General features: G+C 39.4%; 14 protein-coding genes. 6 read left to right on the top strand and 8 right to left on the bottom strand.

Translation table 11 applies throughout. From position 1 onward, the window contains the following. Positions 1 to 6: 6 nt before the first annotated feature. The 4 genes from U736_RS0105870 to U736_RS0105855 all read left to right on the top strand — a co-directional run bounded on the left by U736_RS0105870 (position 7) and on the right by U736_RS0105855 (position 10,638). The gene (locus U736_RS0105870; RefSeq protein ID WP_015857002.1) at positions 7 to 1,488 is read left to right on the top strand and encodes an efflux transporter outer membrane subunit; all 1,482 of its coding nucleotides are present in this window, start codon (positions 7 to 9) and stop codon (positions 1,486 to 1,488) included. Beyond that, the gene (locus U736_RS0105865; protein ID WP_015857001.1) at positions 1,485 to 2,711 is read left to right on the top strand and encodes an efflux RND transporter periplasmic adaptor subunit; all 1,227 of its coding nucleotides are present in this window, start codon (positions 1,485 to 1,487) and stop codon (positions 2,709 to 2,711) included. Before U736_RS0105870 ends, U736_RS0105865 begins: the two co-directional genes overlap by 4 nt. 3 nt (positions 2,712 to 2,714) lie before the next feature. Further along, positions 2,715 to 4,724, top strand: a complete 2,010-nt coding sequence (locus U736_RS0105860; protein ID WP_015857000.1) for a MacB family efflux pump subunit — start codon at positions 2,715 to 2,717, stop codon at positions 4,722 to 4,724. Between the two features lie 955 nt (positions 4,725 to 5,679). Further along, complete coding sequence (locus U736_RS0105855; protein WP_026500441.1) at positions 5,680 to 10,638, top strand: DEAD/DEAH box helicase; 4,959 nt, start codon at positions 5,680 to 5,682, stop codon at positions 10,636 to 10,638. Between the two features lie 1,359 nt (positions 10,639 to 11,997). On the opposite strand, the gene U736_RS0105845 is transcribed toward U736_RS0105855, so the two are convergent. The 6 genes from U736_RS0105845 to U736_RS0105815 form a co-directional block, all read right to left on the bottom strand. Next, positions 11,998 to 12,687: a YdcF family protein gene (locus tag U736_RS0105845; protein WP_015856998.1), complete on the bottom strand. Its 690-nt coding sequence runs from the start codon at positions 12,685 to 12,687 to the stop codon at positions 11,998 to 12,000. Continuing rightward, complete coding sequence (locus U736_RS0105840; protein WP_015856997.1) at positions 12,674 to 13,627, bottom strand: cell division protein FtsX; 954 nt, start codon at positions 13,625 to 13,627, stop codon at positions 12,674 to 12,676. The genes U736_RS0105845 and U736_RS0105840 overlap by 14 nt, the downstream gene beginning before the upstream one ends. Beyond that, positions 13,620 to 14,279: a cell division ATP-binding protein FtsE gene (gene ftsE / locus U736_RS0105835; protein WP_015856996.1), complete on the bottom strand. Its 660-nt coding sequence runs from the start codon at positions 14,277 to 14,279 to the stop codon at positions 13,620 to 13,622. Before ftsE ends, U736_RS0105840 begins: the two co-directional genes overlap by 8 nt. A gap of 556 nt (positions 14,280 to 14,835) precedes the next feature. Further along, positions 14,836 to 16,779 (bottom strand): acetate--CoA ligase, encoded by a 1,944-nt coding sequence (gene acs, locus U736_RS0105825; protein WP_026500439.1) that lies wholly within the window; start codon positions 16,777 to 16,779, stop codon positions 14,836 to 14,838. A 1,572-nt stretch (positions 16,780 to 18,351) separates the two neighbouring features. Further along, on the bottom strand, positions 18,352 to 18,510 hold the full coding sequence (locus tag U736_RS12795; RefSeq protein WP_244395826.1) for a hypothetical protein: 159 nt from the start codon (positions 18,508 to 18,510) through the stop codon (positions 18,352 to 18,354). Positions 18,511 to 19,738: 1,228 nt separating this feature from the next. After that, on the bottom strand, positions 19,739 to 20,428 hold the full coding sequence (locus tag U736_RS0105815; protein ID WP_015856994.1) for a YggS family pyridoxal phosphate-dependent enzyme: 690 nt from the start codon (positions 20,426 to 20,428) through the stop codon (positions 19,739 to 19,741). Between the two features lie 165 nt (positions 20,429 to 20,593). Between U736_RS0105815 and leuS the strand changes: the two genes are divergently transcribed. Together leuS and U736_RS0105805 are read left to right on the top strand one after the other, a co-directional pair. Continuing rightward, a complete protein-coding gene (leuS, locus tag U736_RS0105810) occupies positions 20,594 to 23,254 on the top strand; it encodes a leucine--tRNA ligase (protein WP_015856993.1) in 2,661 nt (886 codons plus the stop codon). Then, the gene (locus U736_RS0105805; RefSeq protein WP_015856992.1) at positions 23,241 to 23,837 is read left to right on the top strand and encodes a hypothetical protein; all 597 of its coding nucleotides are present in this window, start codon (positions 23,241 to 23,243) and stop codon (positions 23,835 to 23,837) included. Before leuS ends, U736_RS0105805 begins: the two co-directional genes overlap by 14 nt. On the opposite strand, the gene fsa is transcribed toward U736_RS0105805, so the two are convergent. Continuing rightward, complete coding sequence (gene fsa / locus U736_RS0105800; RefSeq protein ID WP_015856991.1) at positions 23,834 to 24,487, bottom strand: fructose-6-phosphate aldolase; 654 nt, start codon at positions 24,485 to 24,487, stop codon at positions 23,834 to 23,836. The two genes, U736_RS0105805 and fsa, sit on opposite strands and share 4 nt — an antisense overlap. A 461-nt stretch (positions 24,488 to 24,948) precedes the next feature. Further along, entirely contained in the window at positions 24,949 to 25,101 is a 153-nt protein-coding gene (locus tag U736_RS12205; protein WP_162147217.1) for a hypothetical protein, read from the bottom strand. Positions 25,102 to 25,463 lie beyond the last annotated feature (362 nt).

Below are 25,463 nucleotides of genomic sequence, written 5' to 3'. Positions count from 1 at the left end.
GACTAGATGTATATCAGAAATCTCAAAAGGGGCGCTTCTCGTGGATTACTTTCTAGTATCTTGTTGTGGTTGCTTTTGTCAGGATGTATGGTTGGTCCTAATTACCAGAAAACATCTTTTCGTGTTCCAGCAGTTTGGGGAGAAAAATCTGCACAGACTGCAGGACAGCCAGTTGCGCTTGCCGGATGGTGGCGGCGTTTGAATGATCCTGTTCTAGATGCATTAATGGATTATGCGATTTCTGGAAATAATAATGTTGCTGTTGCCAAAGCTCGGGTACGTGAGGCGCGTGCGGGTTTAGGGCAGGTTGTAGGAACTCTTTTACCAAATGTGTCCAATTCAATTTCAGGAACCCGTAGTCATTCTGGACAGTCTGATGCATTGTTAAACCAATACCGTAGTGGTTTTGATGCAAGCTGGGAGCTTGATTTTTTTGGTGGGCATAAACGAGCGGTTGAAGCAGCGCGTTATGGTCTTGATGCGGCTGTGGAAGATATGCGTGCTACCATGGTGACATTGTTAGGAGATGTGGCAACAAATTATGTACAAATGCGTGGTTGGCAACAGAAATTGTTGATTGTGCGTCAAATTGCTGTATCACAACGTAAAACCTATGAATTGATGCGTGCTAGATTAACAGCTGGTGATGTTTCTGAGCTCGATGTTTCAAATGCGCAAGCACAAATGGCAAATACAGAAGCAGATATATCACAGATGGAAGCGAATTTAGCAATGAGCGTTCATCGCCTTTCTGTCTTAACTGGTTGTGTGCCTACGGCATTGAAGGATCTTTTACAAAAAAATGCTAAGCATGCAAAGATTCCACAACCACGCTGGCCGATACCAGCAGGAATTCCAGCCGATATTTTGTTAACACGTCCGGATTTGCGACGGGCAGAGCGTCAATACGCGCAAGCAACAGCGCGGATTGGTCAGCGTGAAGCAGATCGCTATCCATCACTTACTTTAACAGGTAATATTTCGACAGCAGCAACGGCGATAGATCAGTTATGGAAAAATTCAACGATTGGCTGGTCTTTTGGACCTGGTCTGCGTTTTCCTTTTTTTAATGGAGGTCAGGTTGAGGCTTCTATTGCTGTTGCGCGTGCACAGCGTGATCAAGCTTTTATTACTTATCGGGCTGCTGTTTTGGGAGCTTTAGAAGATGTAGAAAATGCGTTGGTAAGATTAACTAAAGAATATCAACGCTTAGAAAAGCTAATCATTGTGAATAAAGCTTCTCTTCATTCCTTAAAACTTTCACGGAGTCTTTTTGAGAATGGAAATACCAGTTTTCTTGAATTGTTAAATGCTGATCGCTCTTATTATTCTGCACAAATGGCACTTAAAGATAGCCGTGTTTCTTTGGTTACGCAATATATCACGTTGATGAAAGCATTGGGGGGGGGCTGGGATGGCGTTGTTGATGTATCACGTCCGGAAGTCGTTGATGGTGCACCTCGTTCGCGTGCAAAGGTAGGAAAATGAAAAAAAGTCTGCTCAAAAATTTCATTACAAAACACAAAAAACTTTCCTTCTTTTTAGCTGCTATATTCCTTCTTCTCTTGTTTTTATGGTTGCGTTCTGTTGTTTTTGGAACATCTAGCCCAACTTATATAACCGCGGTGGTGAAGCGTGGGGATATTGAGGAAAGTGTTTTAGCTTCTGGTCTTGTACGTCCTTATCGGTTGGTGGCTGTTGGTGCGCGTGCAACAGGGCGTGTGGTATCAATGCGCGTTTCTCCTGGGAGTGTTGTGAAAGAAGGCGATCTCTTGGCAGAAATTGATCCTACAGATCAAGAAAATGATTTAAAAAGAAAAAAAGCAGCATTATCTCACTATTATGCGAGTTTGGTAGAACAAGAAGCCCATCTTTCTCTTGCGCAGAAAAATTTAGCGCGTCAGAAAAAAATGATCGAGTCACGTGCGGTTTCACGGGCTAATCTCGATGATGCTGTGACACAAGTAAAAATACGTGAGGCGCAAATTGCTCAACTTCAACAGCAGATTGTGCAAGCACAAATTGATGTGGATAGTGCAGAGGTCAATTTAGGTTATACACGCATCATTGCCCCTTCAGCGGGAACGGTTTTGGCAACAGTTGTGGAAGAAGGGCAGAATGTGAATGCGGTTCAGTCGGCGCCAACAATTGTTATTTTGGGCGATTTGTCAAAGATGACGATCAAGGCGCAAATCTCAGAAGTTGATGTTCTTAAAGTTCAGGCTGGACAACCACTTTATTTTACGGTTTTAGGGAATTCGCAGCGTCGTTATGAGGGCGTTTTAGAAAAGATAGAGCCGGCTCCTGAAGCAATTCGTGCTGATGTGAGTATTAATCCTGGTATGGTAGGGGGGTCTAGTGCTTTAATCTCATCAGCTATTTATTATAACGGAATTTTACATGTTGATAATGCGGACAATTTTTTGCGAACCTATATGACTGCTCAAGTTCATATTATCTTAGGGCGTGCTCAAAATGTCTTGTTGGTTCCAAGCGATGCTTTACGCGATGAGACAAAAGAACATAAGGCATGGGTTTCTGTTTTGGTGGGGGGAAACAAGGTGGTTACTAAACAGGTGAGCGTTGGGTTGAATAATAAAGTGATGGCAGAGATTGTTTCAGGACTTAATGAGGGCGATGTTGTTATCACCGGCTCGCCTGATGGGGTGATGCCAGAACCTTCTGACGTGCATAGTGAAGACGAGATTTAAGCCATGAACACAAACCAAGCAGATGCTGTCCTTGTGTTGGAAAATATTGTACGTAAATTTCCTGCGGGCGAAACATTTGTTACTGTTTTGAAGGACATCAATCTTACCATTAAGCGCGGTGAAATGGTAGCGATTGTGGGAGCTTCTGGTTCAGGAAAATCCACATTGATGAATATTTTAGGTTGTCTTGATCGGGCAACTTCTGGTCGTTATTGGATTGCAGGGAAAGAAACAGCCTCTCTTTCAGCTGATGAATTGTCGGCTTTGCGGCGCAATCATTTTGGTTTTATTTTCCAGCGCTATCATTTGTTGAATGAATTGACAGCTCTTGGGAATGTTGAAATTCCTGCTATTTATGCAGGATATGCCGTGGAAGCAAGGAAAAAGCGTGCACAAGATCTTTTAACGCGCTTGGGCATGGGTGATCGGGTGAATCATCGTCCAAATCAACTCTCGGGTGGTCAGCAACAACGGGTGTCTATTGCTCGAGCGTTGATGAATAATGCGGAGGTTATTCTTGCCGATGAGCCAACTGGTGCACTGGATAAGCAGAGTGGACAGGAAGTGTTGCGTATTTTGGATGAGCTTCATCAAGAAGGTCGTACTATTATCATTGTAACTCACGATATGCAGGTGGCCAAAAGAGCAGAGCGTATTATCGAAATCAGTGATGGAGAAATTATTGCTGACAGTATGACAAAGGTTGCAAAGAAAAGAGCAGTGGGGGCAAAAATAAAAACGGATAGTCAATCTTTTTATGAAAAACAGAAACTAAAAGTTAAACAACAGCTTGGCTCTTTTCGGTCTTTTGTTGAGCGGTTTCGTGAGGCATTTATTATGGCTTTGTTGGCAATGAATGCACATCGAATGCGAACTTTTTTAACAATGCTTGGAGTGATTATCGGTATTGGGGCAATTATTGCTATGGTGGCTTTGGGAAATGGTACACGAGAGAAAATTTTGGAAAATTTTAAAAGCTTGGGTGCTAATACATTAACAATTTTACCTGGCAAAAGTTTTTCTGATCCCCAAGCAGAGAAAATAACAAGTCTTGTTGAAGCTGATGCAGAAGCCTTGTCTGGGTTACCTTATGTTTTTGGTGTAACACCTCAGATTTCAACAAGCTCGAAAGTGCGTTTTGGTGCAGTTGAAGTCAATGCCGTCATTGTGGGGGTGGGAGAACAATTCTTTCAGACACAGGGGCTTAAGGTTTTCAAAGGACAGTTTTTTGATCAAAAAAGTGTGCAGGATCGGGCGGTTGATCTCGTGATTGAGAAAGAAGCATTGTCTGTTCTTTTCCCCCATAGCCATGAAAGTCCCCTTGGCAAAGTGGTGCATGTGGGTAATGTTCCAGCACGTATCATTGGTGTTGTTGATTCGCAAAATAACGCAAATGGAAATACATCAAATACATTACAGCTTTATTTGCCCTATACAACAGTGCAAACGCGTTTTCTTGGCACAACAGAAGTTCGTGCAATTACCGTTAGGATTGCTGATGATGTCGATTCACATTTAGCGGAAAACATGGTGAAACGTTTTCTCATTATGCGGCATGGTGGAGAAGATTTTTTCATTAGAAATTCAGAATTCTTTCGTGAACGTATCATGGAGAGTACACATATCTTAACACTTTTAATTTCTTCAATTGCAGCTATTTCGTTGATTGTGGGTGGTATTGGGGTGATGAATATTATGCTGGTCACCGTTTCTGAGCGGATCAATGAAATTGGTGTGCGTATGGCAGTTGGTGCACGTCAAAGTGATATTTTGCAGCAGTTTCTCATTGAAGCGGTGTTGGTTTGTGTGATTGGTGGTGGTTTGGGAATCTTGCTTGGGCTTTCTATTGGTGGTTTATTTCTTCTGTTTAAGGCGCCTATCCACTTGGTTTATACGATTGATTCGATCATCTTATCCCTTACTTTTTCAACCCTCATTGGAATCTGTTTTGGTTTTTCTCCAGCGCGGCAAGCTTCACGGCTTGACCCTGTTGTCGCTCTTTCACGCGATTAGGCTTTATCAATTGTGGGGCATGTTTGTTGTGATGTTTTCCACTTGGATGAAGCGTTTATGAAGCGAAACATGGATGGGAAAAGTTTAGCGTTATTCGCTGTTCTATTTTAGAAAACGCTTTGTTCGTTAAGTGGAGCGCGCTTTATATAACGTTAAAGGATGAAGTTTTATGGCACAACGTATCATGAATAAATTTCCTTTGTATTTTTATAACTATACAAAAGACAAGGCGCGATAACTTTAGGATTTTAACCTAAAAATAGGCGTGGAAGTGGAGTGTATATCTGTTAACAAATAAGATAAAAAAGAAGCAAGTTTAAACGAAAAGCAGCTTATATCTAAAAAAAACGAACGGGTTATACGAGGTGGGTTGGTTTCTATAGTTTTTCTTTTCCTTTTGTTTATTCGTTACCCTGTTTTTTCTCACAAATTGTATGGCAAAGGGAGGGGCGTTGGTATTGGTAACGTTTGGTTTTAAGATTCTTTATGGCTTTATGCGACGGAGATATAGGTTTTTACGAAGCTCCAGTTTTGTAGGGAGAACGAGATGAATACACTTATGGGCTCATGTTGCTGGGAATGTTAATTGCTGTATTCATTATTATGTGTATTGGTATAGCTGGTTGTTAGTTTTACGTTATGCTTTTATTGCGTTTAGCACCTCCTGAATATGAGCTTAAACTATTTTCAATAGATAAATATTAAAAAGAAGCTCACCAATCTCTACATTCTTGTGCGTGATTACATGATATTTATCAGAGATGAGTAGGAAGCAGATTCTATTCTTTTGCTAATAAGTAAAACTTTATTCATTTGTTTTGCTTAGTACGTATACCATTATAAATATCGGTTCATTCAGTAAATCGAGTTATCTAAAGTCTTTTGGGGAAATAATAGGCATTTGACCAAATTGGCTAGACTCGATAATTGAAAGTATTTTTCATTGGGGGGAAGCATGACGCTGCAATCGCTTTTACAGACATATCGTGACGAAGCGCGTACCGAACGGGACAAAGGTACATATTTTGAGCGTTTTGCTCTTGCTTATCTGACACATGATCCTCTTCAGTTTGGGTGTTATGAAAAGGTTCAAACCTTTAGAGATTGGGCTCGTGAAAATGATTGGAATGGTCATGATACTGGCATCGATCTTGTGGCAAAGATTCGTAATGAAGAGGGTTTTGCGGCAATCCAATGTAAATTTTATGATGCAGCATATCGGATTAGAAAAGCAGATATTGATAGTTTTATTTCGGCATCAGGGAAAGCTCCATTTAAGCGGCGTGTTATTATAGATAGTACTGAAAGTGCTTGGAGTGATAACGCTGAAACAATGATACGGGGGCAGGATATTCCTGTTATACGGATTAATCTTTCCGATATACAACAAAGCCCAATCCGTTGGGAAACTTTTGCAGCCCAGGGCAAAATTGTGTTGGAGGATAAAAAGAAAATTCGTCCACATCAGCAGGATGCATTGCGTGATGTGCGTGCTGGGTTTGCTCAAGCAGATCGAGGTAAGCTTATTATGGCTTGTGGTACTGGTAAGACATTTACCAGTCTTAAAATTGCTGAGGATTTGGCGGGTGAAGGCAAGTTTGTTCTGTTTCTTGTTCCTTCCTTGGCGTTGATATCACAGACGGTGCGTGAATGGACAACGGATGCAGAAATCGGATTGCGCTCCTTTGCTGTCTGTTCCGATACACAAGTGGGAAAGCGTCGTAAAAATAGTGATGATGTTGCTGAAATTGATGTGTTTGATCTTGCTTTTCCGGCGACAACCGATGCTGCTAAACTTGCAGAACAGGCGGGTAAGAGTGTTGCAGATAGGATGAGCGTTGTATTTGCAACCTATCAATCCATTCAGGTGGTTGCGGATGCTCAGAAAAAGTATGGTTTGCCAATATTTGATCTTATCATTTGTGATGAGGCGCACCGTACAACAGGGGCAACGCTGGTTGGAGAGGATGAATCCAATTTTGTTAAGGTGCATTCTAATGATGTTATTCGTGCCAAGAAGCGCCTTTATATGACAGCGACACCACGTATTTTTGGTGATAACGCAAAAAGTCGCGCGAATGAAGCCAATGTTGTTCTTGCTTCGATGGATGATGAAAAGCTTTTTGGTAAAACACTTTTTTATCGGGGGTTTTCTTGGGCAGTACAAAATGATCTTTTAACGGATTATAAGGTTATTGTCTTAGCAATGGATGAAAAATTGGTCAGTTCCGCTGTTCAGAAGCGTCTTAGTGATGACCAGTCTTCACTTGTTCTTGATGATGCAACGAAGATTATTGGCTGTTATAAGGCGCTCACAAAACAAGATCTGAAGGCTGATGTTGGTGCGGATCCACACCCCATGCGTCGTGCTTTGGCGTTTTGCAAGACTATTGAAAGTTCTAAACTGGTGTGTGGTGAATTTTCTGCGGTTGTTAGAGAATATCTTGATTATACGAAAGAGAATACGGAAAATGAGCACTTTCTGAAGTGTGAAATTGAGCATGTTGATGGCACTTTCAATGCGAAGGATCGTGGTGCATTACTTGATTGGCTGAAAGCGGATAGTGGTGAGGATGTTTGTCGTATTTTGACCAATGCACGGTGTTTGTCTGAGGGGGTGGATGTTCCAGCTCTTGATGCGATCATGTTTTTAAATCCACGCAAGAGCCAAATTGATGTTGTGCAATCCGTTGGACGGGTGATGCGTCGCTCTGAAGGAAAAAAGATGGGGTATGTCATTTTGCCAATTGGCATTCCCTCTGGGATTCCAGTGGAACAGGCTTTGAACAACAATGATAAATATCGGGTTGTTTGGCAAATTTTAAATGCTTTGCGTGCGCATGATGATCGTTTTGATGCGACGATTAATAAGGCATCTTTGGGGCAGGATATCAGCAATGTGGTTGAGATTATTGGTGTCACGCAGAGTACTGAGTTACAGGCTGTTACAGCTGTTGTAGACAATCTTCCACTACGCGCACAACCGGCACGAGCGGGAATTGGAGCACCGGAATATGATTTCACTCTTACAGAGCAGGTAAACAAGGAGTTTTCTTTCCCAGTGGATGAACTTTCTCGTGCGATTCTAGCAAAGATTGTCAAGAAATGTGGGACACGTGATTATTGGGAAGATTGGGCGAGCAATATTGCTGAGATTGCTAAGAATCATATCACGCGGTTAACAGGTATTCTGGCAGAGCCAGATACTGAGGCGCGTCGAGCCTTTGACAGGTTTGTGGCAGAACTGCGTGATGATTTAAATGATGCTGTTACAGAAGCTGATGCGATTGAGATGTTGGCACAGCATATTATCACGCGTCCTGTCTTTCAGGTGTTGTTTGAGGGGTATCAATTCACACGTGAGAACCCTGTCTCGCGTGCTATGCAACGTATGCTTGATGTGCTTGATGAGGCGAACCTTGATAAGGAATCCAAAGATCTCGAGAAATTTTACGCAAGTGTAAAATTACGCGCCAGTGGAATTACGGATCAAAAAGCAAAACAGAGGTTGATTGTAGAGCTTTATGATAAGTTTTTTCGTTATGCTTTTCCACGTACTGTAGAAAAACTAGGCATTGTTTATACCCCCGTTGAGGTTGTGGATTTTATTTTGCACTCTGTTAATGATGTCTTAGAGCAAGAATTTGGGCAAACGCTTGGCTCATCGGGTGTGCACATCATGGATCCCTTTACAGGAACGGGGACTTTTATCACGCGGCTTTTACAATCGGGTTTGATAAAACCAGAGGAGATGAAACACAAATTTTGTCATGAAATTCATGCCAATGAAATCATGCTTTTAGCCTATTATATTGCAGCCATTAATATTGAGATGACCTATCATGGTCTGATGGGGGGAGGTTATGTTCCTTTTGAGGGAATTTGTTTAACCGATACATTCCAGCTTTATGAGCAAGAAAAGGATCTGATCAGTGATTTGCTGGTGGATAACAGCACACGTCGGTCACGCCAGAAGGAACTGGATATTCGTGTTATTGTTGGCAACCCCCCTTATTCTTCGGGACAAAAAAGCGAAAACGACAATGCTAAAAATATTGGCTATCCTAAATTGGACCGTCGTATCCGTGAAACCTATGCTGCTCAATCTAAAGCGAGTAATGTTAACGGACTTTATGACAGTTATATTCGTGCCATTCGCTGGGCAAGTGATCGCATAAAAGACTGTGGTGTTATTGGTTTTGTGACAAATTCAGGTTTTATCAATGGATATTCTACGAATGGCTTACGAAAAGAATTGAATGAAGAATTTTCGAGCATTTATGTTCTCAATTTGCGTGGTGATATTCGCAAAAATATGATGAGCAAAGGACGTGCTCGAGAAGGGCAAAATGTTTTCGGAAGTGGAAGTATGGCAGGAATTGCTGTGACACTATTTATTAAAAATCCAAATGTCACGGAGCATTGCAAAATTTACTATTACGATATTGGTGATAATCTCACGACAAAAGAGAAATTATCTCAACTTCAGCGGTTGAGTAATGTTGGTGGGATCAAGCGTGAACACGGCTGGCAGATGATTACACCAGATGAGCATGGCGATTGGTTGAATCAGCGCAACAATGATTTTAAAAAATTTATGGCCTTAGGTGATAAGAAAGGCAGTGATAAAAAGCTCTTTGAAACGTTTTCTCGTGGGATTATAACTACTCGCGATGCCTGGGCATATAATTCAAACCGTGAAGATCTAGCGAAGAATATGCGTAACACGATAACTTTCTATAACAATGAAGTGGAACGTTTTAATAATGTTTATGCGCATTCTGACCGCAAAGTGCGTGCAAATGCTGTGAATGATTTCGTAAATTTAGATGCAAGGAAAATCAGCTGGAGTAGTAGCCTTAAAGAAGAATTGGTAAGAGGAAAGTTTTCTGAATTTGAAAGTAATTGCTTAGTTCAAAGTCTTTATCGTCCTTTTACACAACAATGGCTCTATTATAACCGTACTTTTAATGAAAGAGTATATCAAATGCCGCGTATATTCCCTATGGAGCAAGCGGTTGAAAACAGAGTAATACAAGTTACGGGAGTTGGAGCAAGCAGTGGCTTTTCTGTCCTTATGACTAAGAGTTTACCCAATCTTCATACAATGGATACTGGTCAGTGTTTTCCACGGTATGTTTATGAGGATGCTGAGTACTTAGGAGATAAAGAGAAGGATCAGGTTCATTTGTTTGCAAATTTTTCAGAGGAAAGCAAAGAAACTGGTTTGCAGCGGCGTGATGCACTCACGGATGAAGGGTTGGCATATTTTAAGGCAGCATATCCTGGTGAAATGATAACAAAGGATGATTTGTTTTATTATGTTTATGGGATTTTGCATTCTGAAGATTACCGTGCGCGTTATGCGCATAATTTGTCTAAAGAATTGCCACGAATTCCAACAGTTAAAAAGGTAGAGGATTTTTGGGCTTTTGTAACAGCGGGGCGAAAGCTTGGTGATTTGCATATGAATTATGAAGAGATTGAACCCTATCCCGTTACCTATAAACAGGGTGATCCAAGAACTTGGATGATTTCTGATGAGAAGAGTTTCTATCGTGTTGAAGCGATGAAATTTGCTGGTAAGCGTGGCGCTATTGACAAGAGCACAGTGGTTTATAACGCAAATATTACGATGCAGAATATTCCTCTTGAAGCTTATGAGTATGTGGTCAATGGCCGGTCTGCTCTTGAATGGGTTATGGAGCGCCAGATTGTCAAAACGGATAAAGCGAGTGGGATTGTGAATGATGCTAATCGCTATGCTGTTGAAACGGTGGGTAATCCGGCCTATCCTTTGGAATTGTTTCAGCGGGTTATTACGGTAAGCTTGGAAACAATGAAAATTGTTCGCAGTTTGCCAAAATTGGAAGTGAGAGATACTGAAAATGTTAAGCTATCCATTGTGTCGTAAAACAGCGTGTCGTAACAAACTGGCACTATCCATACACTTTGCCAGCTCGTGGGTGTTGCGACAGTCCTTGGCACTTGAGACAAGTCCATAAGAGGCATGCCTTTCTTGTACAGTTTTACGCCACGCAAGCTCTCTTCCCTTGTGATGTGCAAGTCCTTTGTGATGTGCAAGCAAATGGTTTTGATTGATTCAACAGAGAAGAGATTTAAGATGAGAGAATCTGATGATATTGAGAGATCTCATTCAAGTTGTAGTGTATAAACTTTCCTTATAAATCAATATGTTGCATGTGATAAAACATCTTAGGTAGTAGACGGATAAAATGATGACGCATGCGCTTTAGCGACCGTGATGAATAGCTTTAAGCAGAGCTTGTTCGTTGAGCCTTATGTGAGTAAACCATATAAATGGGGAAGCAGAGAGGAATCTGCCCAGAGAAGTAGGATTGTTTACAAACCGTTGCTGATAGGAATCATCGTCCTTTGAGATGTTGGGAGGAAATCACAACTCTTATGAAATCTGTCCTTTGAGCAGGGGTGATCGGAAGTGAGCAGGGAGAACGCGTTAGGCAAGAAGCTGGATTGTTATTGTTTACAGATCGCTAGAGTTTAAAAATTTTCGTTCTTTTTTGGGGAGGCAGCCAAACAAAAAGTGTTTTTAGAGGGAAATGATTTCAAAAAAGATTGCGATAAAGAACGTGGGATGTTCGTGGCGGTGTGCGTTTTGAGCTTATTCCTATCTGTGATCTAAAATGCTCTTATGAAGATGCTTTGTTGAATGAAGAGATTATTACTAATGTATCGATTTATAATGATCGTTTAACCTTCTCTCTGTTGAATGAGAAATCTAATTATCATAAATTTTCTTATTTTAAACCTATTAAAATTACTTCTTTGCATGTCATATGAGGTTGGTATATTCGTGTTGAAAAAAGGCGTAAAGCATGTCTCTTACCAATCATCCCAAGTGGCTTAAGAGCTATCGTAATATTGGGCGGGGCGGTAAAATATAGGGGGCGGTTTGTCTTTTTTATGAAGCAGAGGGTGGTATCAATATATCTCTATAACAAGTCGGGAGATCTTATAGTTGTCTGGGGGCTTTATTTACAAGAGCTTATATATTGGGATGGCATATACAAATCCGTGCTGTAAGATATGTTTTGGATGTAAGAGATGTCTTTGGGTGAATGTGCAATACAGTGATACGTGTATTGGGGTATTCTGTTTTGTATGAGGGTAAGCTCTGTCGAGCTTTTATAGAGGCAACCTCGTGTGGAAGGCTATGGAAAGAACGGTATGAAGCGGTCAGAAGATGGCAAGGTTTTAAAAAAGTCAGAAGGATAAAGATTAGGGGGAAAGATCAGAAAGCGGTTCTGAGATAGACTTGGAGCGTTTTAATATATTGGAATAGAAGAATGCGGATTTGATTGATCTGTTGTATTGCGCTTTCAGCATTGCTCTTTTTAACAGGATAGGCAATGAAATGGATATCAGGCATTAAATATTTAAGTTCTCGCATCGAGCGCCACATATGGTAATCATGGGTGACGATATAAAGGGTTTTAAAGTGGTGTTTTTTGATCCAAGTAGCACTTTCTTTAGCGTTTCCTCTGGTGTTAATCGCTTGATGCCCAATGTCAATACAACATGAGACAAGCCGTGGGGTAATATGCCTGTTATGCATGAAACCTTTCAGATTGGTTGTGGTGTTTACGCCACTGATAAGGAGTCGTGAACCAAGCCCCTTTTGTAAGAGATGGAGTCCTGTCTCTATTCGGTTTTCCCCGCCTGTCAGCACAATGATGGCATCAGCTTTGGGGAGAGGCTTTGGGGGAGAAAGTCGTTCAGTTTTTTCAGAAAAAACAATAAAACCGCCCCAGAAAATGAAAACAATGATTGCAAGAGTAAGTGTTGTCGGTGGAAAATAGCGAAATAAAAAGCACACAGACCAACGATAGTGGGGTCGTTTTGGAAGAGGACGTTCTAAATTGTTTTGCCTCAACGAGTTGGAAAGGTAGGAGTGGTAAGTCATAAAATTAAAATAAACCATTTTCACATTGATCGATTTTTTTCAGTTGCGCTAAAATAGTCATGCGGTTTGTAAGAGTGGTAAGAAAAGAAACGAAAATAATAAGAAAAATGATTTTTCCGTAAGGAACGGAACTTATGGAAATATGTCCAAACAAAGCTGTTACTTGGCTAGCTTCCACTCTTCCCAAGTTATAATTCGTCCAGAGACAAAAGGCTAAAAACAGAAATATGCTTGTGAGACCACCATATAAAGCACCACGCAGCGCAGTTTTAAAAAAATGCCAGTCAAATTGGCGGGCAATGAAAAGAGTTTCAGTACCAAGGAAATATAAGACATTGATAATATGCGCATTTTCTGCCAATGCATTGCGGGTGGTAAAAATGATGGTAAGAATAAGAGAGCCTAGAACCAATGCTAAAATTGAAAAACCGATAAAAACAGTGGTGTGTGCCATGGTCGCAAAACGATGGACCCAAACACGGTGATCATCAAATTGACCTCCTGGAATTTGGGTTTTAATGGCGTGATTAATGGCTGCAAAATTGATTTTTTCATCCCTCTTCAGGGTCACAATGATAAGGCGGGGAAGGGGTAGTTCATTGACATTGAAGCCTGTTCCAAGCCATGGTTCCAGTAACTTTTCGGTAGCTTTTTGGTCAACAATTTTTGCATCTTGTACACCAGAAAATGTTTTAACCAATTGTACGGCATCACGGAGTGCTTTGTTGATATCAACATTGTCTATGGGGCGTATTTGTATTGTTGCTTCATAGCTAATTTGATTACTCCAATTTTGGGCGGCACGTTGGACTAAATCAACACCGATTAAGGTGAGGCTTGAAAGAAACGTCATAATAGCAATCACGGCAACCAATGCTTTTCCAGAAATATTGCCACTGGGAATAATCGCTGTTGTATTTTTTTTATTGCTTGTAAAAATGGGGAAAGACTTATTCATGAATCGTCATCCGTCCGTTATGGAGAAGCATACGTCGTGCTGCAACTTGTTCCATTAAGGCAATATCATGGGTAGCAATGATAACAGCTGTTCCAAAACGATTTAATTCAATAAACAAACGGAGTAAGCGTTTTGCTAAGGGCGGATCGACATTTCCGGTGGGTTCATCGGCAAGTAGAATTTCAGGTTGATCAATGAGCGCGCGTGCAATGGCTACCCTTTGTTTTTCTCCGCCGGAAAGAACTGGTGGTAAAACATGAATATGATCTCCAAGACCTACCCAACAGAGAAGATCTTCCACTTCACTGCGATAGGTTGCCTCTTCTTGTCCTTTAATGCGTAAAGGTAAGGAGACATTTTCATAAGTGGTCATGTGGTCGAGTAAACGAAAATCTTGAAAAACAACACCGATACGTTGTCGTAGCGCAGGGAGCTCTTGTCGTTTGAGTAACGCTGTGTCTGTTCCAAATAAATCAATATGACCGCGGGTGGGTTTGATTGCCAAAAACATAAGACGCATCAACGACGTTTTCCCTGCTCCAGAGGCGCCAGTGAGAAATTGAAATGATCCAGGAGGAATATGAAAGCTAATATCACGAAGGACCTCAGGTCCCATTCCATAGCGTAGACCGACATTTTCAAAATGAATCACTTTTTATTATTACTCCTGATTTTATATTGCATCATTTATTCTAAGAACTCTTACTTTCATTGCTTTAGATTTTTGTTGTAAGCTTGGTTATTTTAGATTTCATGGTTTTCAATATTTTTTACACACCCTCGTTATAGATAAATATTTTTGCTCAAAAATATTATCACTTATACTTTCTCTTTTTAGCTTTATTTATGATTTTAGCAGGAATTTCAAAGTGATTCTAGCATAAACATCAGAACTATTTTTCCTTCTTTCTCAGAGGCTTTTTTGCATTGAGTGGGTACTGGGCGATTTTAAAAAGCTATGTTGCTCTTTTTATCTCACTTTCTTATTCCTATTCGCATTTATATTCCAATCTTAGCATCTTCCAACCGTGAAGCTTTTTCTTCTATTGTTTCTGATTGTTATGAAGAAAGGCGTTTGTTGTTAGAGTTGTTGAGCTTCCCATGAATTGTTTTGTTTTTTATTCTCATGGGTGGTTTTCGTAACAATGCTAGGATAATTTTAGCAGAAAAACAAAAACCACCGTATGTTATATTTCTTCGTGGGGTCTTTAATTTTGTCGGTTAGCAATCAGATCTTCAACAACTTGTGGTTCGGCAAGAGTTGAGATATCTCCGAGAGTATCAAAATCGTTTTCGGCGATTTTTCGTAAAATACGTCTCATAATTTTTCCTGATCGCGTTTTGGGAAGCTGTGGGGCAAATTGAATTTTATCCAATATGGCAATGGAGCCTATTTCTTGTCTTACATGTTTAATAAGCTCTTTTTGCAACTCTTCATTTGGAGCTGTCCCTTCCATTAAGGTGATAAAACTATAAATTCCTTGTCCTTTAATGGGATGCGGGTAACCCACAATGGCTGCTTCTGATACAGCGGGATGAGAAACAAGGGCTGATTCAATTTCAGCAGTTCCTAACCTGTGCCCCGAGACATTGAGAATGTCATCAACCCGCCCTGTAATCCAGTAATAGCCGTCACTATCACGCCTACAACCATCGCCTGTAAAATATCTTCCTTTATAGGAGGAAAAATAAGTTTGAATAAAGCGCTCATGATCTTTATAAAGCGTACGCATTTGTCCTGGCCATGAGTCGATAACACAAAGATTGCCTTCTGCTTCACCTTCTAAAATATTGCCTTGAGCATCAACAATTTGGGGTTGAACACCAAAAAAAGGACGTGTGGCTGATCCTGCTTTGAGGGGGGTTGCACCAGGCAAGGGCGTGATCATATGCCCTCCTGTTTCCGTTTGCCACCATGTATCGAGAATCGGACAACGGTCATTTCCAACTGTATGATAAAACCATTCCCATGCTTCTGGGTTAATAGGTTCTCCTACCGTGCCTAAAAGACGCAACGATGTCCTGTTTGAGTGTTCAACAAACGAATTTCCTGCTCCCATTAAAGCGCGGATAGCTGTTGGTGCGGTATAGAGTGTATTGACTTGATGCTTGTCGACAATTTCCCAAAATCTTCCTTTGTCAGGAAAGGTTGGTGTGCCTTCAAACATTAAAGTAGTCGCACCATTGCATAAAGGTCCATAAACCAAGTAAGAATGACCGGTAATCCAACCAATATCAGCTGTACACCAGTAAACTTCATTGGGGTGGTAATCAAAAACATATTGATGTGTCATCGCGGCATAAACAAGATAGCCCGCTGTGGTATGCAAAACACCTTTGGGTGTGCCGGTTGAGCCTGAAGTATAAAGAATAAAAAGCGGATCTTCAGCGTTCATTGGTTCTGGTGGGCAGTCTGTTTTGGCATGAGCTATCTCTTCGTGGTACCAAAAATCACGCCCCTTTATCCATTGAATGGGTCCACAAGTCCGCCGTATAACCATGACTTGGTCCACATGCACGTTTTGGCGCGCTGCTATCTCAATAGCATGATCAACATTGTCTTTTAAGTTGATTCGTTTGCTGCCACGCAAGCCTTGATCAGCTGTAATGATGAAGGTTGATTCGCAGTCAACAAGGCGTCCTACTATTGCCTCAGCAGAAAAGCCAGCAAAGATAACCGAATGAACAGCACCAATGCGGGCGCAGGCGAGCATAGCATAGGCTGCTTCGGGAATCATGGGAAGATAAATGGTTACTTTATCGCCTTTCTTAATGCCACGACTTTTCAAAAGATTGGCAAAACGACAAACATGTTCGTAAAGCTCGTTATAGGTTATTTTTTTATCAAAATAAGGATTATCTCCTTCCCAAATAAGCGCGATTTTGTCTCCATGGGTTTTCAGGTGGCGATCAATGCAGTTATAGGCAACATTTGTTATTCCATCTTCGTACCATTTTATTGATACATCTCCATTAAAGGAAGTGTTTTTTACTTTTGTATAAGGTTTAAACCATTCAATGCATCGTCCATGTTTTGCCCAGAAGCTTTCTGGATCATTGATGCTTTCTCGATACCATTGTTGATAGGTCTCCTCATTGATAAGCGCATTTTTTTTGATTTCTTCTGATATTGGATAAATTTTTTCAGTCATGTGTCCCTCTTTTAATTTATTGTTTGGAAAAATTTGCCTCTATACTTTCGTATGTTTATATTTTTGGCAGAGTTTTCCAAAAGCTTTTCATTGTGAGGTTAGACTAAATGACAAAGATTAGAATAGTCAATTTTTAAAATCAGCTGTGTTTGTCTTTACGTTTATATTTTAAGAGAGCTTTTTTATGCTGTTTTAGGGGGTAACGTGTGACAAAGTATATCGTCATAAAGAGCTGTAAATTGTATAGAAATACAAAAAGATCGTATTGTTGTGAGAGAGCTCTTTATGTGCCGATAAGAAATTAAATTTTAAAAACAAATTCATATAAAAGTTAAAAGGAGATGGGGATTCGTAGATTATCGGCATTATTTGTAAAGTCATTTTCGAAGGGCGAATATTACCACACTACAGATTTATTACTTCCATAAATGTAAAATACTGACACTTAGTGTTTTGCGTTATGCCATTCACTGATTATACTAGGAAATGGTATTGGGAGAAAGGACAAATGTTTCTTCAAGATCCACCTAAGGCTAGGAACGCATTGAAAATCTAAAATTAATTCTTGCTTATTTTTTAGGGAAAGGAAAAAATCAAGTTAACTATCCGATTGTGCACGCCCTAAAAATATCATCCTTTAAAGCAGTGTTATAAACATGCTGGGTAATTTATCGATTTGACTGTTTTTTAATTAATATAAACACAAATATATAAATAAGTTATTAGAAATAAAGAACATAATAACTGACTATAATGCCGTTATGATATTTTCTAAATGTAACAAAATTTTTTCTAAAAAATAAATAAGGAAAAGAGTATCACTAATAGTCATAAGAGTATTGCTAACAGACATAGGATCCATTATAAGTACCTTCATAAAAGTTGCGATTGTAACATACAGCGTTGAATACTATCTTAAATATACATATTTGTAAATATGTATCTACATAATATTAATATTTAAAAATATACATTATAAAATATTTCTCAAAAGTTGATATAACCCAATATAATTAAATAAAAGACTAACAAGAAAGAATATTGAGCTTATTAATAATGATTTTTTTAGAGAATCTTTCCAACTATAAGAAATAAAATTACAATAAAAAAGATATATTAAACCAAAAAAATGTTGCTATAAGCGATTCAATGATTTTATAAGCAAAATCTGTCATTATAAATGATAATTTCTCATTAATAGTATCGTTGCTACTTTATTCAGCGTGCTCGGAACTCATCCAATAAATATTAATATAACCCAAAATATCTACATAAACTATCAGAAATAAAAAATAGAATTCCCACAAATAATCCTGTTATTATAGATAGTTTCCAACTCCAACCACCGAATATTTTAACAAAAGTAGCATATATAGGGATAAATACAACAAGTATTAAGAACAATCTTGCAACTTTATAAAGAATATCCATTATAGAAAAATCCTGATTATAATATTTTATATATTAGATATCTCTGAAAATTATTTTGTCCATAGATATTTGGTATATTCTTTCGAATATATTTACAAAAATACTAATTTCAGAGATATCTTTGTCGCTATTCTCTATAAATTAGAACCAACACTCCCAAGCTTTTTCTCCAAAAGCCCAAAGACCACCTGCTAAGAATCCACCTGCGGCACCTAAGAGTCCACCTGAAAGCGCCCCCGCTGGTCCTCCAGACATACCGCCAAATGCCCCGCCTATTCCTCCATCAAAAGCTCCATGCACCCCCCCCTGCACCTATGTGATACATAAAATCATTAGTACTACATGCATTTCCATAAATGATAGGTGTTGAATCATTTATCGTATAAGTTAAACCTGAAGCAAAATTTCTCATTTTAATCCTCCTTGAATTATCTACATTAAAAGTAGTATCACAATGATACATTTCAAATGGCTATCACGTATTTTAGAGAAATATCAAAGATAAACTTTAAAAATAACAATAAAAATAATGTATAAATAATATATAAATTATGTATATATGAAATTATTATTCTTAATAAGATAATAATATTATTTATAATATTTTAAAATACAATAAATTACACCATATTTTTTCTTAATTAAATTTTAAAATTAGAAAAATGTGCATCTGAAAAGTTGAAGTTTTTTCTCTTTGTTTATGCGAACGATAAAGGAATAATGATAAAGAAATATCGTTATTGAAATCGGTCTCATTGCCATTGTTTTGCCTGCATATATTATGCGCATATGCACGGGATTCGTTCTTTTATTTTTCAGGAGAATATTGAACGTATGTTACGCTCTGTAAAGCATAGAAAGCCTTTATGCTATCGTTGGACCTTATAGATTACTATCATGTTATTTAGCGCGGTTCTTGGTGCTCTATTGGGCATTTTAGATGTTTATTTTGCTCAAGTGGCTTACATGAAAGAGTTTTGTTACTGTATTATGCAGCCATAAGCCTCTTTTTGCCTGCTTTACACCATTGGCATGTGGGGAAATTGTTTACGCGTGTTGGAGAAGTTTAAGAGAATTCGTGTTTTTAATAAGAGCCTTTGTGAAGCTGAGGCTGAATATTCTTTTACAATTATTGATTTTGCGACAGTTTTTTCATGAATGCGCAATGCCTCTTTTATCATTTTGCCTTTATATAAGGATTTATTTTTATGTTGCTTTTGCTGGAGAGGCGGTCAGAGGGGAGGGGAAGTAGAGCCAATATGCGAGAATATGAGAGCCAAATTGCAATGCTATTTTGAAGCTATTGTACGTGTTGTGGATGAGCCAGTGAGAAATTTGAGAAACCAGCTTTTTTGCTAATTTTGCTAACAGGATGAAAGAGGGACTGGAATCTTTTTTGCTAGAATTGCTCTTTTATTGATATTGGAGGAAATATTTTTTCTCATTTCTGCTGTTTTTGGCTTGTTCGTAGAATTTTCAATGGGAATTTATATGAAGGGGGAATGAATTTATATGAGGGGAAATTGCTTTACACAGGGCGTTTTCCAAATAAAGCAGAGCCAATGCGAAGGACGTTAGAGCCAAACTGTAGAGCGGTTTTGAAGTCACTGGACATACCCATGGAAATCTTTGGAAGATCTGCTTGTTTTGCTAATTTTGCTAAGAGCGCGAAATAGGGTCCGGGGTTTTCATCGACAGGGGGGATGCCCATAAGACCGATGATATCAAGTCCATAGTTGTTTTTGCATTGGTTGACAAAAGGGATTACTTCTTGCGGTGCGACACCACTTTTTTGCGGTTCTAAGCCAATGTTAACCTGAACATAGCAAGGAAGATGCCTTTTTTGTTTTTGCATTTCTTCCGCCAAAATTTTGGCTATTTTTTCACGATCAACCGTTTGAATGACATCAAAAATTTTGATAGCTTCAGCGGCTTTATTTGATTGTAGGGGACCAATGAGATGAAGTTTAATATTTTCAAATTGTTGACGTAACCCGAGCCATTTTTGTGCCGCTTCTTGTACGCGGTTTTCTGCAAACAAAGATTGGCCTGCTTGCAAAAGGGGACGTACATCAGCGGCAGAAACAGTTTTTGAAACAGCGATAAGTTCAATTTCTTCTACAGGGCGTTGTAGCTCTTGACATGTTTCAGCAATGTCTTTTTGAAGGTTTTGCCATGCTTCAATGGAAGGGGCATCGAGGGGCGTTTGTGTATTCATATTTTTGTGCTTTACCTTTTTTGTTCAAGAGTTGGTCGTTTTTTTAAGAGTTTTATAAAATACTTAGGGAAATATTTCACGAAAATGTTGACGATGAGGTTAATCCATGGTCAAGCATAATAAAACAAGTTTTTGGTTCTGTTTTATTAAAAGAGTATAATGGGAATGACGATTGGATATTATAATATAGGCGAACGCTATAATCCACGTGCGAGAGAAAAAAAATGGCAAGAAATTTGGGATGAAAAGAAAATTTTTCAGACTGTTCAAGAAGATGCTCGTGAAAAATATTATGTTTTAGAAATGTTTCCTTATCCGTCAGGCCGTATTCACATGGGGCATGTGCGCAATTATGCCATGGGGGATGTGGTGGCACGCTATAAAAGGGCAAAGGGTTTTAATGTGCTTCATCCTATGGGCTGGGATGCTTTTGGTATGCCGGCTGAAAATGCTGCTCTGCAAAGTAAAGTGCATCCTAAAACTTGGACCTATCAGAATATTGCTGTGATGCGTGGGCAATTAAAGCAATTAGGGCTCTCACTAGATTGGACGCGTGAATTTGCGACTTGTGATGTGGAATATTACCATCGTCAACAAATGTTGTTCCTTGATTTTTATCAAAAGGGTTTGGTTGCGCGTAAAGTGGCTAAGGTGAATTGGGATCCTGTTGACCACACCGTTTTGGCAAATGAGCAGGTTGTTGATGGGCGGGGATGGCGTTCTGGTGCGTTGGTGGAACAGCGTGAATTGACGCAGTGGTTTTTCAAAATTAGCGATTTTAGTGAAGATCTCTTGGCTGGGCTTGAGGAGCTGGAACAATGGCCGGAAAAAGTTCGCACGATGCAAAAAAATTGGATTGGAAAATCACAAGGTTTGCTGATTCGTTGGGCTTTAAAGACGAGTGCGGATGCTGATGATGCAAGTGGTGTTGATGATGTTTGTGAGATGTTTAATGAGGTTGTTTGTTATTCAACACGTCCTGATACACTTTTTGGCGCCTCTTTTTTAGCTCTGTCTGTTGATCATCCTATTGCACAAGCTTTGGCAAAGAAAGATAAAGCGTTGAGTGCTTTTATCGAAAACTGTCGGTGTGGTGGAACGACAACGGCAGCACTTGAAACAGCTGAAAAACAAGGATTTCTCACGCCCCTTTTGGCAGTTCATCCTTTTGATTCAACAGTACATATTCCTGTTTATATCGCGAATTTTGTGCTTATGGATTATGGAACAGGGGTTGTTTTTGGTTGTCCGGCTCATGATCAGAGAGATTTCGATTTTGCGCGTAAATATGATCTTCCAATAAAACCGGTGGTTTTGCCAAAAGGAGAGCAAGCAGAAGATCTTGTCATTGCTGAAACAGCTTATACGGGTGATGGTGTGATGATCAATTCTAGCTTTTTGGATGGTTTGACACCTAAACAAGCTTTTGAAGAAGCAGCCAAAAGGCTTGAAAAACAAATGCTCAATGGGCAACCGCAAGGGAAAAAAACAGTGCAATTTCGTTTGCGTGATTGGGGGATTTCGCGGCAGCGTTATTGGGGGTGCCCCATTCCGATGATCCATTGTACATCTTGCGGAGTGGTTCCAGTACCGCGTACTGATTTACCGGTTGTGTTGCCTGATGATGTTACTTTTGATCAACCTGGAAATCCTCTTGCACGGCATGGAACATGGCAGAATGTTACTTGTCCTTCCTGTGGTCAACCTGCCAAACGTGAAACCGATACCATGGATACATTTGTTGACTCTTCTTGGTATTATGCACGCTTTACGGCCCCTTTTGCGCAGGAACCTGTCGACAAACAAGCAATCTCTGAATGGTTGCCTGTGCAACAATATATTGGTGGAATTGAGCATGCCATTTTGCATCTTCTTTATGCACGCTTTTTTATGCGTGCCATGAAATTGATCGGTCATGTGACTGTTGATGAGCCTTTTAAGGGGCTTTTTACCCAAGGTATGGTGGTTCATGAAACCTATCGGGATGATCAAGGGTGGGTTTCTCCAGCAGAAATTTCCATTGTTGAAAAAGATGGAAAACGACAGGCTTACAAATTGACCGATCAAAGTGAAGTGATGATTGGTTCGATTGAAAAAATGTCGAAATCCAAAAAGAATGTCGTTGATCCTGATGATATTATCGCATCCTATGGCGCTGATACTGTGCGTTGGTTTGTGTTGTCAGATTCTCCCCCTGATCGGGATGTCATCTGGACAGAATCTGGTGTTGAAGGAGCTCATCGCTTTGTACAGCGTGTTTGGCGTTGTGTAGCTTTGAGTGCTTCTGTTTTAAAGGATGTAGCGCCTTGTGCAGGGCATCAGGGGGCGGCTTTGGAACTCTCAAAGGCTGCACATCGTACGCTTTGCGCTGTAGAAGATGATTTGGAAAAATTTGCTTTTAATCGGGCTATTGCACGCCTTTATGAATTCTTGAATATTATGGCACCGTTGCTCAACAAGATAGCAAGTGTTGACGATGAAATGAAAGCTTCTTTACGTCAAGCCATGGATTTTTTTCTTGCCATGATTGCACCGATGATGCCTCATTTAGCAGAAGAATGTCATGCTGCTTTAGGGGGAAAAACTTTAATGTCTGCGCTTGCTTGGCCTGTTTATGACAGTGCGTTAACCGTTGCGGAATGCTATACTTTGCCAGTACAAATTAATGGTAAAAAACGCGGTGAGGTGAGCGTTGCAGCAACAGCAAATGAAACGATGATTAAAGAAGCGGTTTTGGCTTTAGATTTTGTAAAGGCACAGCTGGTTGAAAAGCCTGTGAAAAAAATCATTATTGTTCCACAAAGGATTGTAAATGTCGTTTTTTAAAAGTTTGATTCTTGTCGTTTTAGCTGGTGTATTCACACTGTTGTGTGGATGCAAAGTTGAACCGCTTTATCGTCAAGAGTTGCAGAGTGCAATGACAATGAATTCTGCTTCCTATAGGAATCCTGTTTCTGGGCAAGCTTCTTTGGGGCTTGCGCAAAAGCTTGCCTCTATTGTTGTGGAAGAGCCTTCGGATCGTTTTGGTCAAATGGTGCGCAATCATCTGCTGTTTCTTTTGTATGGAAATGGTGGTAAACCTTTTGCGCCGGTTTATCGATTGGCATTGCAGATATCCGTATCTACAAGAGAATCTATGCAGATAGAGGTTGATTTCGAGAAAAAACGAAAAGGACGACCTTCTGTTGGAACTGTTATGAGCAGAGCTTCTTACACTTTGCAGGATATGAAAAATACTCTTGTTGCAAAAGGAACAGCAATGATGAATGCATCTTTTGACCGACTTCGTCAAGAATATGCAACGATGCAAGCAGAAGAAGACGCAAAAAAACGTGTTGCTGAAGAGTTGGCTGAACAGATTTTTTTGTTACTTTCAAAAGATCTTTCCAATAAAAATTCTAGATATTAAGCAATATTTTGTCCTGTTTTTTTCCAGTCGTTGAGAAATATTTGCAACCCTTTATCAGTGAGAGGGTGTTTGACCAGTGCTTTTAAGATTGCTGGTGGAACTGTTGCAACGTCAGCACCACTGAGTGCTGCTTCTTTGACATGATTAACGGTGCGGATTGAAGCGGCCAAGATTTGTGTTTTAAAGTTATAGTTATCATAGATTGTGCGAATTTCATGAAGCAATTCATTTCCATCATTTCCGCAATCATCAAGTCTACCAATAAAAGGCGAAACAAATGTCGCGCCTGCTTTGGCTGCAAGTAAGGCTTGATTGGCAGAAAAGCAAAGTGTGAGATTTGTTTTTAGTCCTTCTTCTGTAAGGGCTTTACAGGCTTTTAATCCATCGAGTGTTAAAGGAAGCTTGATACAAATATTGTCAGCAATCTTTGCTAAAACAGCCGCTTCTTTCATGATGCTTTCAAATTCTGTTGCTGCAACTTCAGCAGAAACAGGTCCGCTAATGAGAGCACAAATTTCTTTTGTAACATCAAGAATATTGCGTCCTGATTTTAGGATAAGAGAGGGATTGGTGGTGACACCATCAACAAGGCTTAAATTCTGTAACTCTTGGATTTCTTCGATATTGGCGCTATCCACAAAAAATTTCATATCTAACCTCTTCTTTTTAGCTTTTATCCTACTTTTTGTTATGCGCTATTGTTGACTGCAAAAGCAAGAGAAAGAATTAATCTCTGTGTAAAGAACAAGAATGCTATGATGTTAACCATGTACTCGTTTTCAGTAAAGAAATATTACTTATTGTTTCTATACCTATTTTATATCGTTGCTCGTGATAAGGCATAGAGTTCATTGCGTACCAACATTTTTGCGTATTGGCATCTTTGCGTAGCGGTATTTTTATACTTATGAAAATAAGCTAGCATTATCACACACTTTGCTCATTTCCTATTTGCGATTGCTCTTGATATTTGAGAGTGCATCATAAGATACCTCCCTTTTTCAGGGGGTAGGTTTAACCTCATTTTTAATAGAAGCGAATGGATTTATTTTATCATAAAACACCATTGAAGAAGGCATGTAAAATTTTACACATGAAGTGTTTTTTATGGTCAATACATTGATTTATTCTGTGCTACCCATTCTTCAACAGTACGCTTTTGTGCTGCTTGTATTGTTGCTTGATTCTCAATCAAGCTGAAAGATGTACGCACGTGTTTCCACGTTTTGGCACAAAGCCAAGGTGAATATTGTAACGGTTCCATTTGCAATACTATTCTCCCTGTAATTCAAATCATGGGAGACTCTCTCATCAATAAGGATTTACAAATGTTCCTCGATGGGTTTGAAATGAGAAAAATTCATCGTATTGAGGGTTTTTATTACAATAGGTAAAATGATGATTATATCTTTATAAATCAGTTTGTTGAAGATAAATTGAGATATAAGACGGTAAAAAAATAAACGTGTGTGTTGGGAAGAAGTTACAGTATGGGATAGCTTTGTTGAAGAGCGCACTTACAATATCATGTTGAATGCTTATAGTGATGAGCTTTATTTACACAGAAGAATGGCGCTGGTTTTTTTGCTATAAAGTTTTTTGTTATAGAGGATGAGATTGGTTCTT

The organism is Bartonella grahamii ATCC 700132, assembly GCF_000518085.1.
Lineage (GTDB): Bacteria > Pseudomonadota > Alphaproteobacteria > Rhizobiales > Rhizobiaceae > Bartonella > Bartonella grahamii.
Note: the sequence above shows the minus strand (reverse complement) of the source record. Positions and strands in the feature narration are given on the sequence as shown.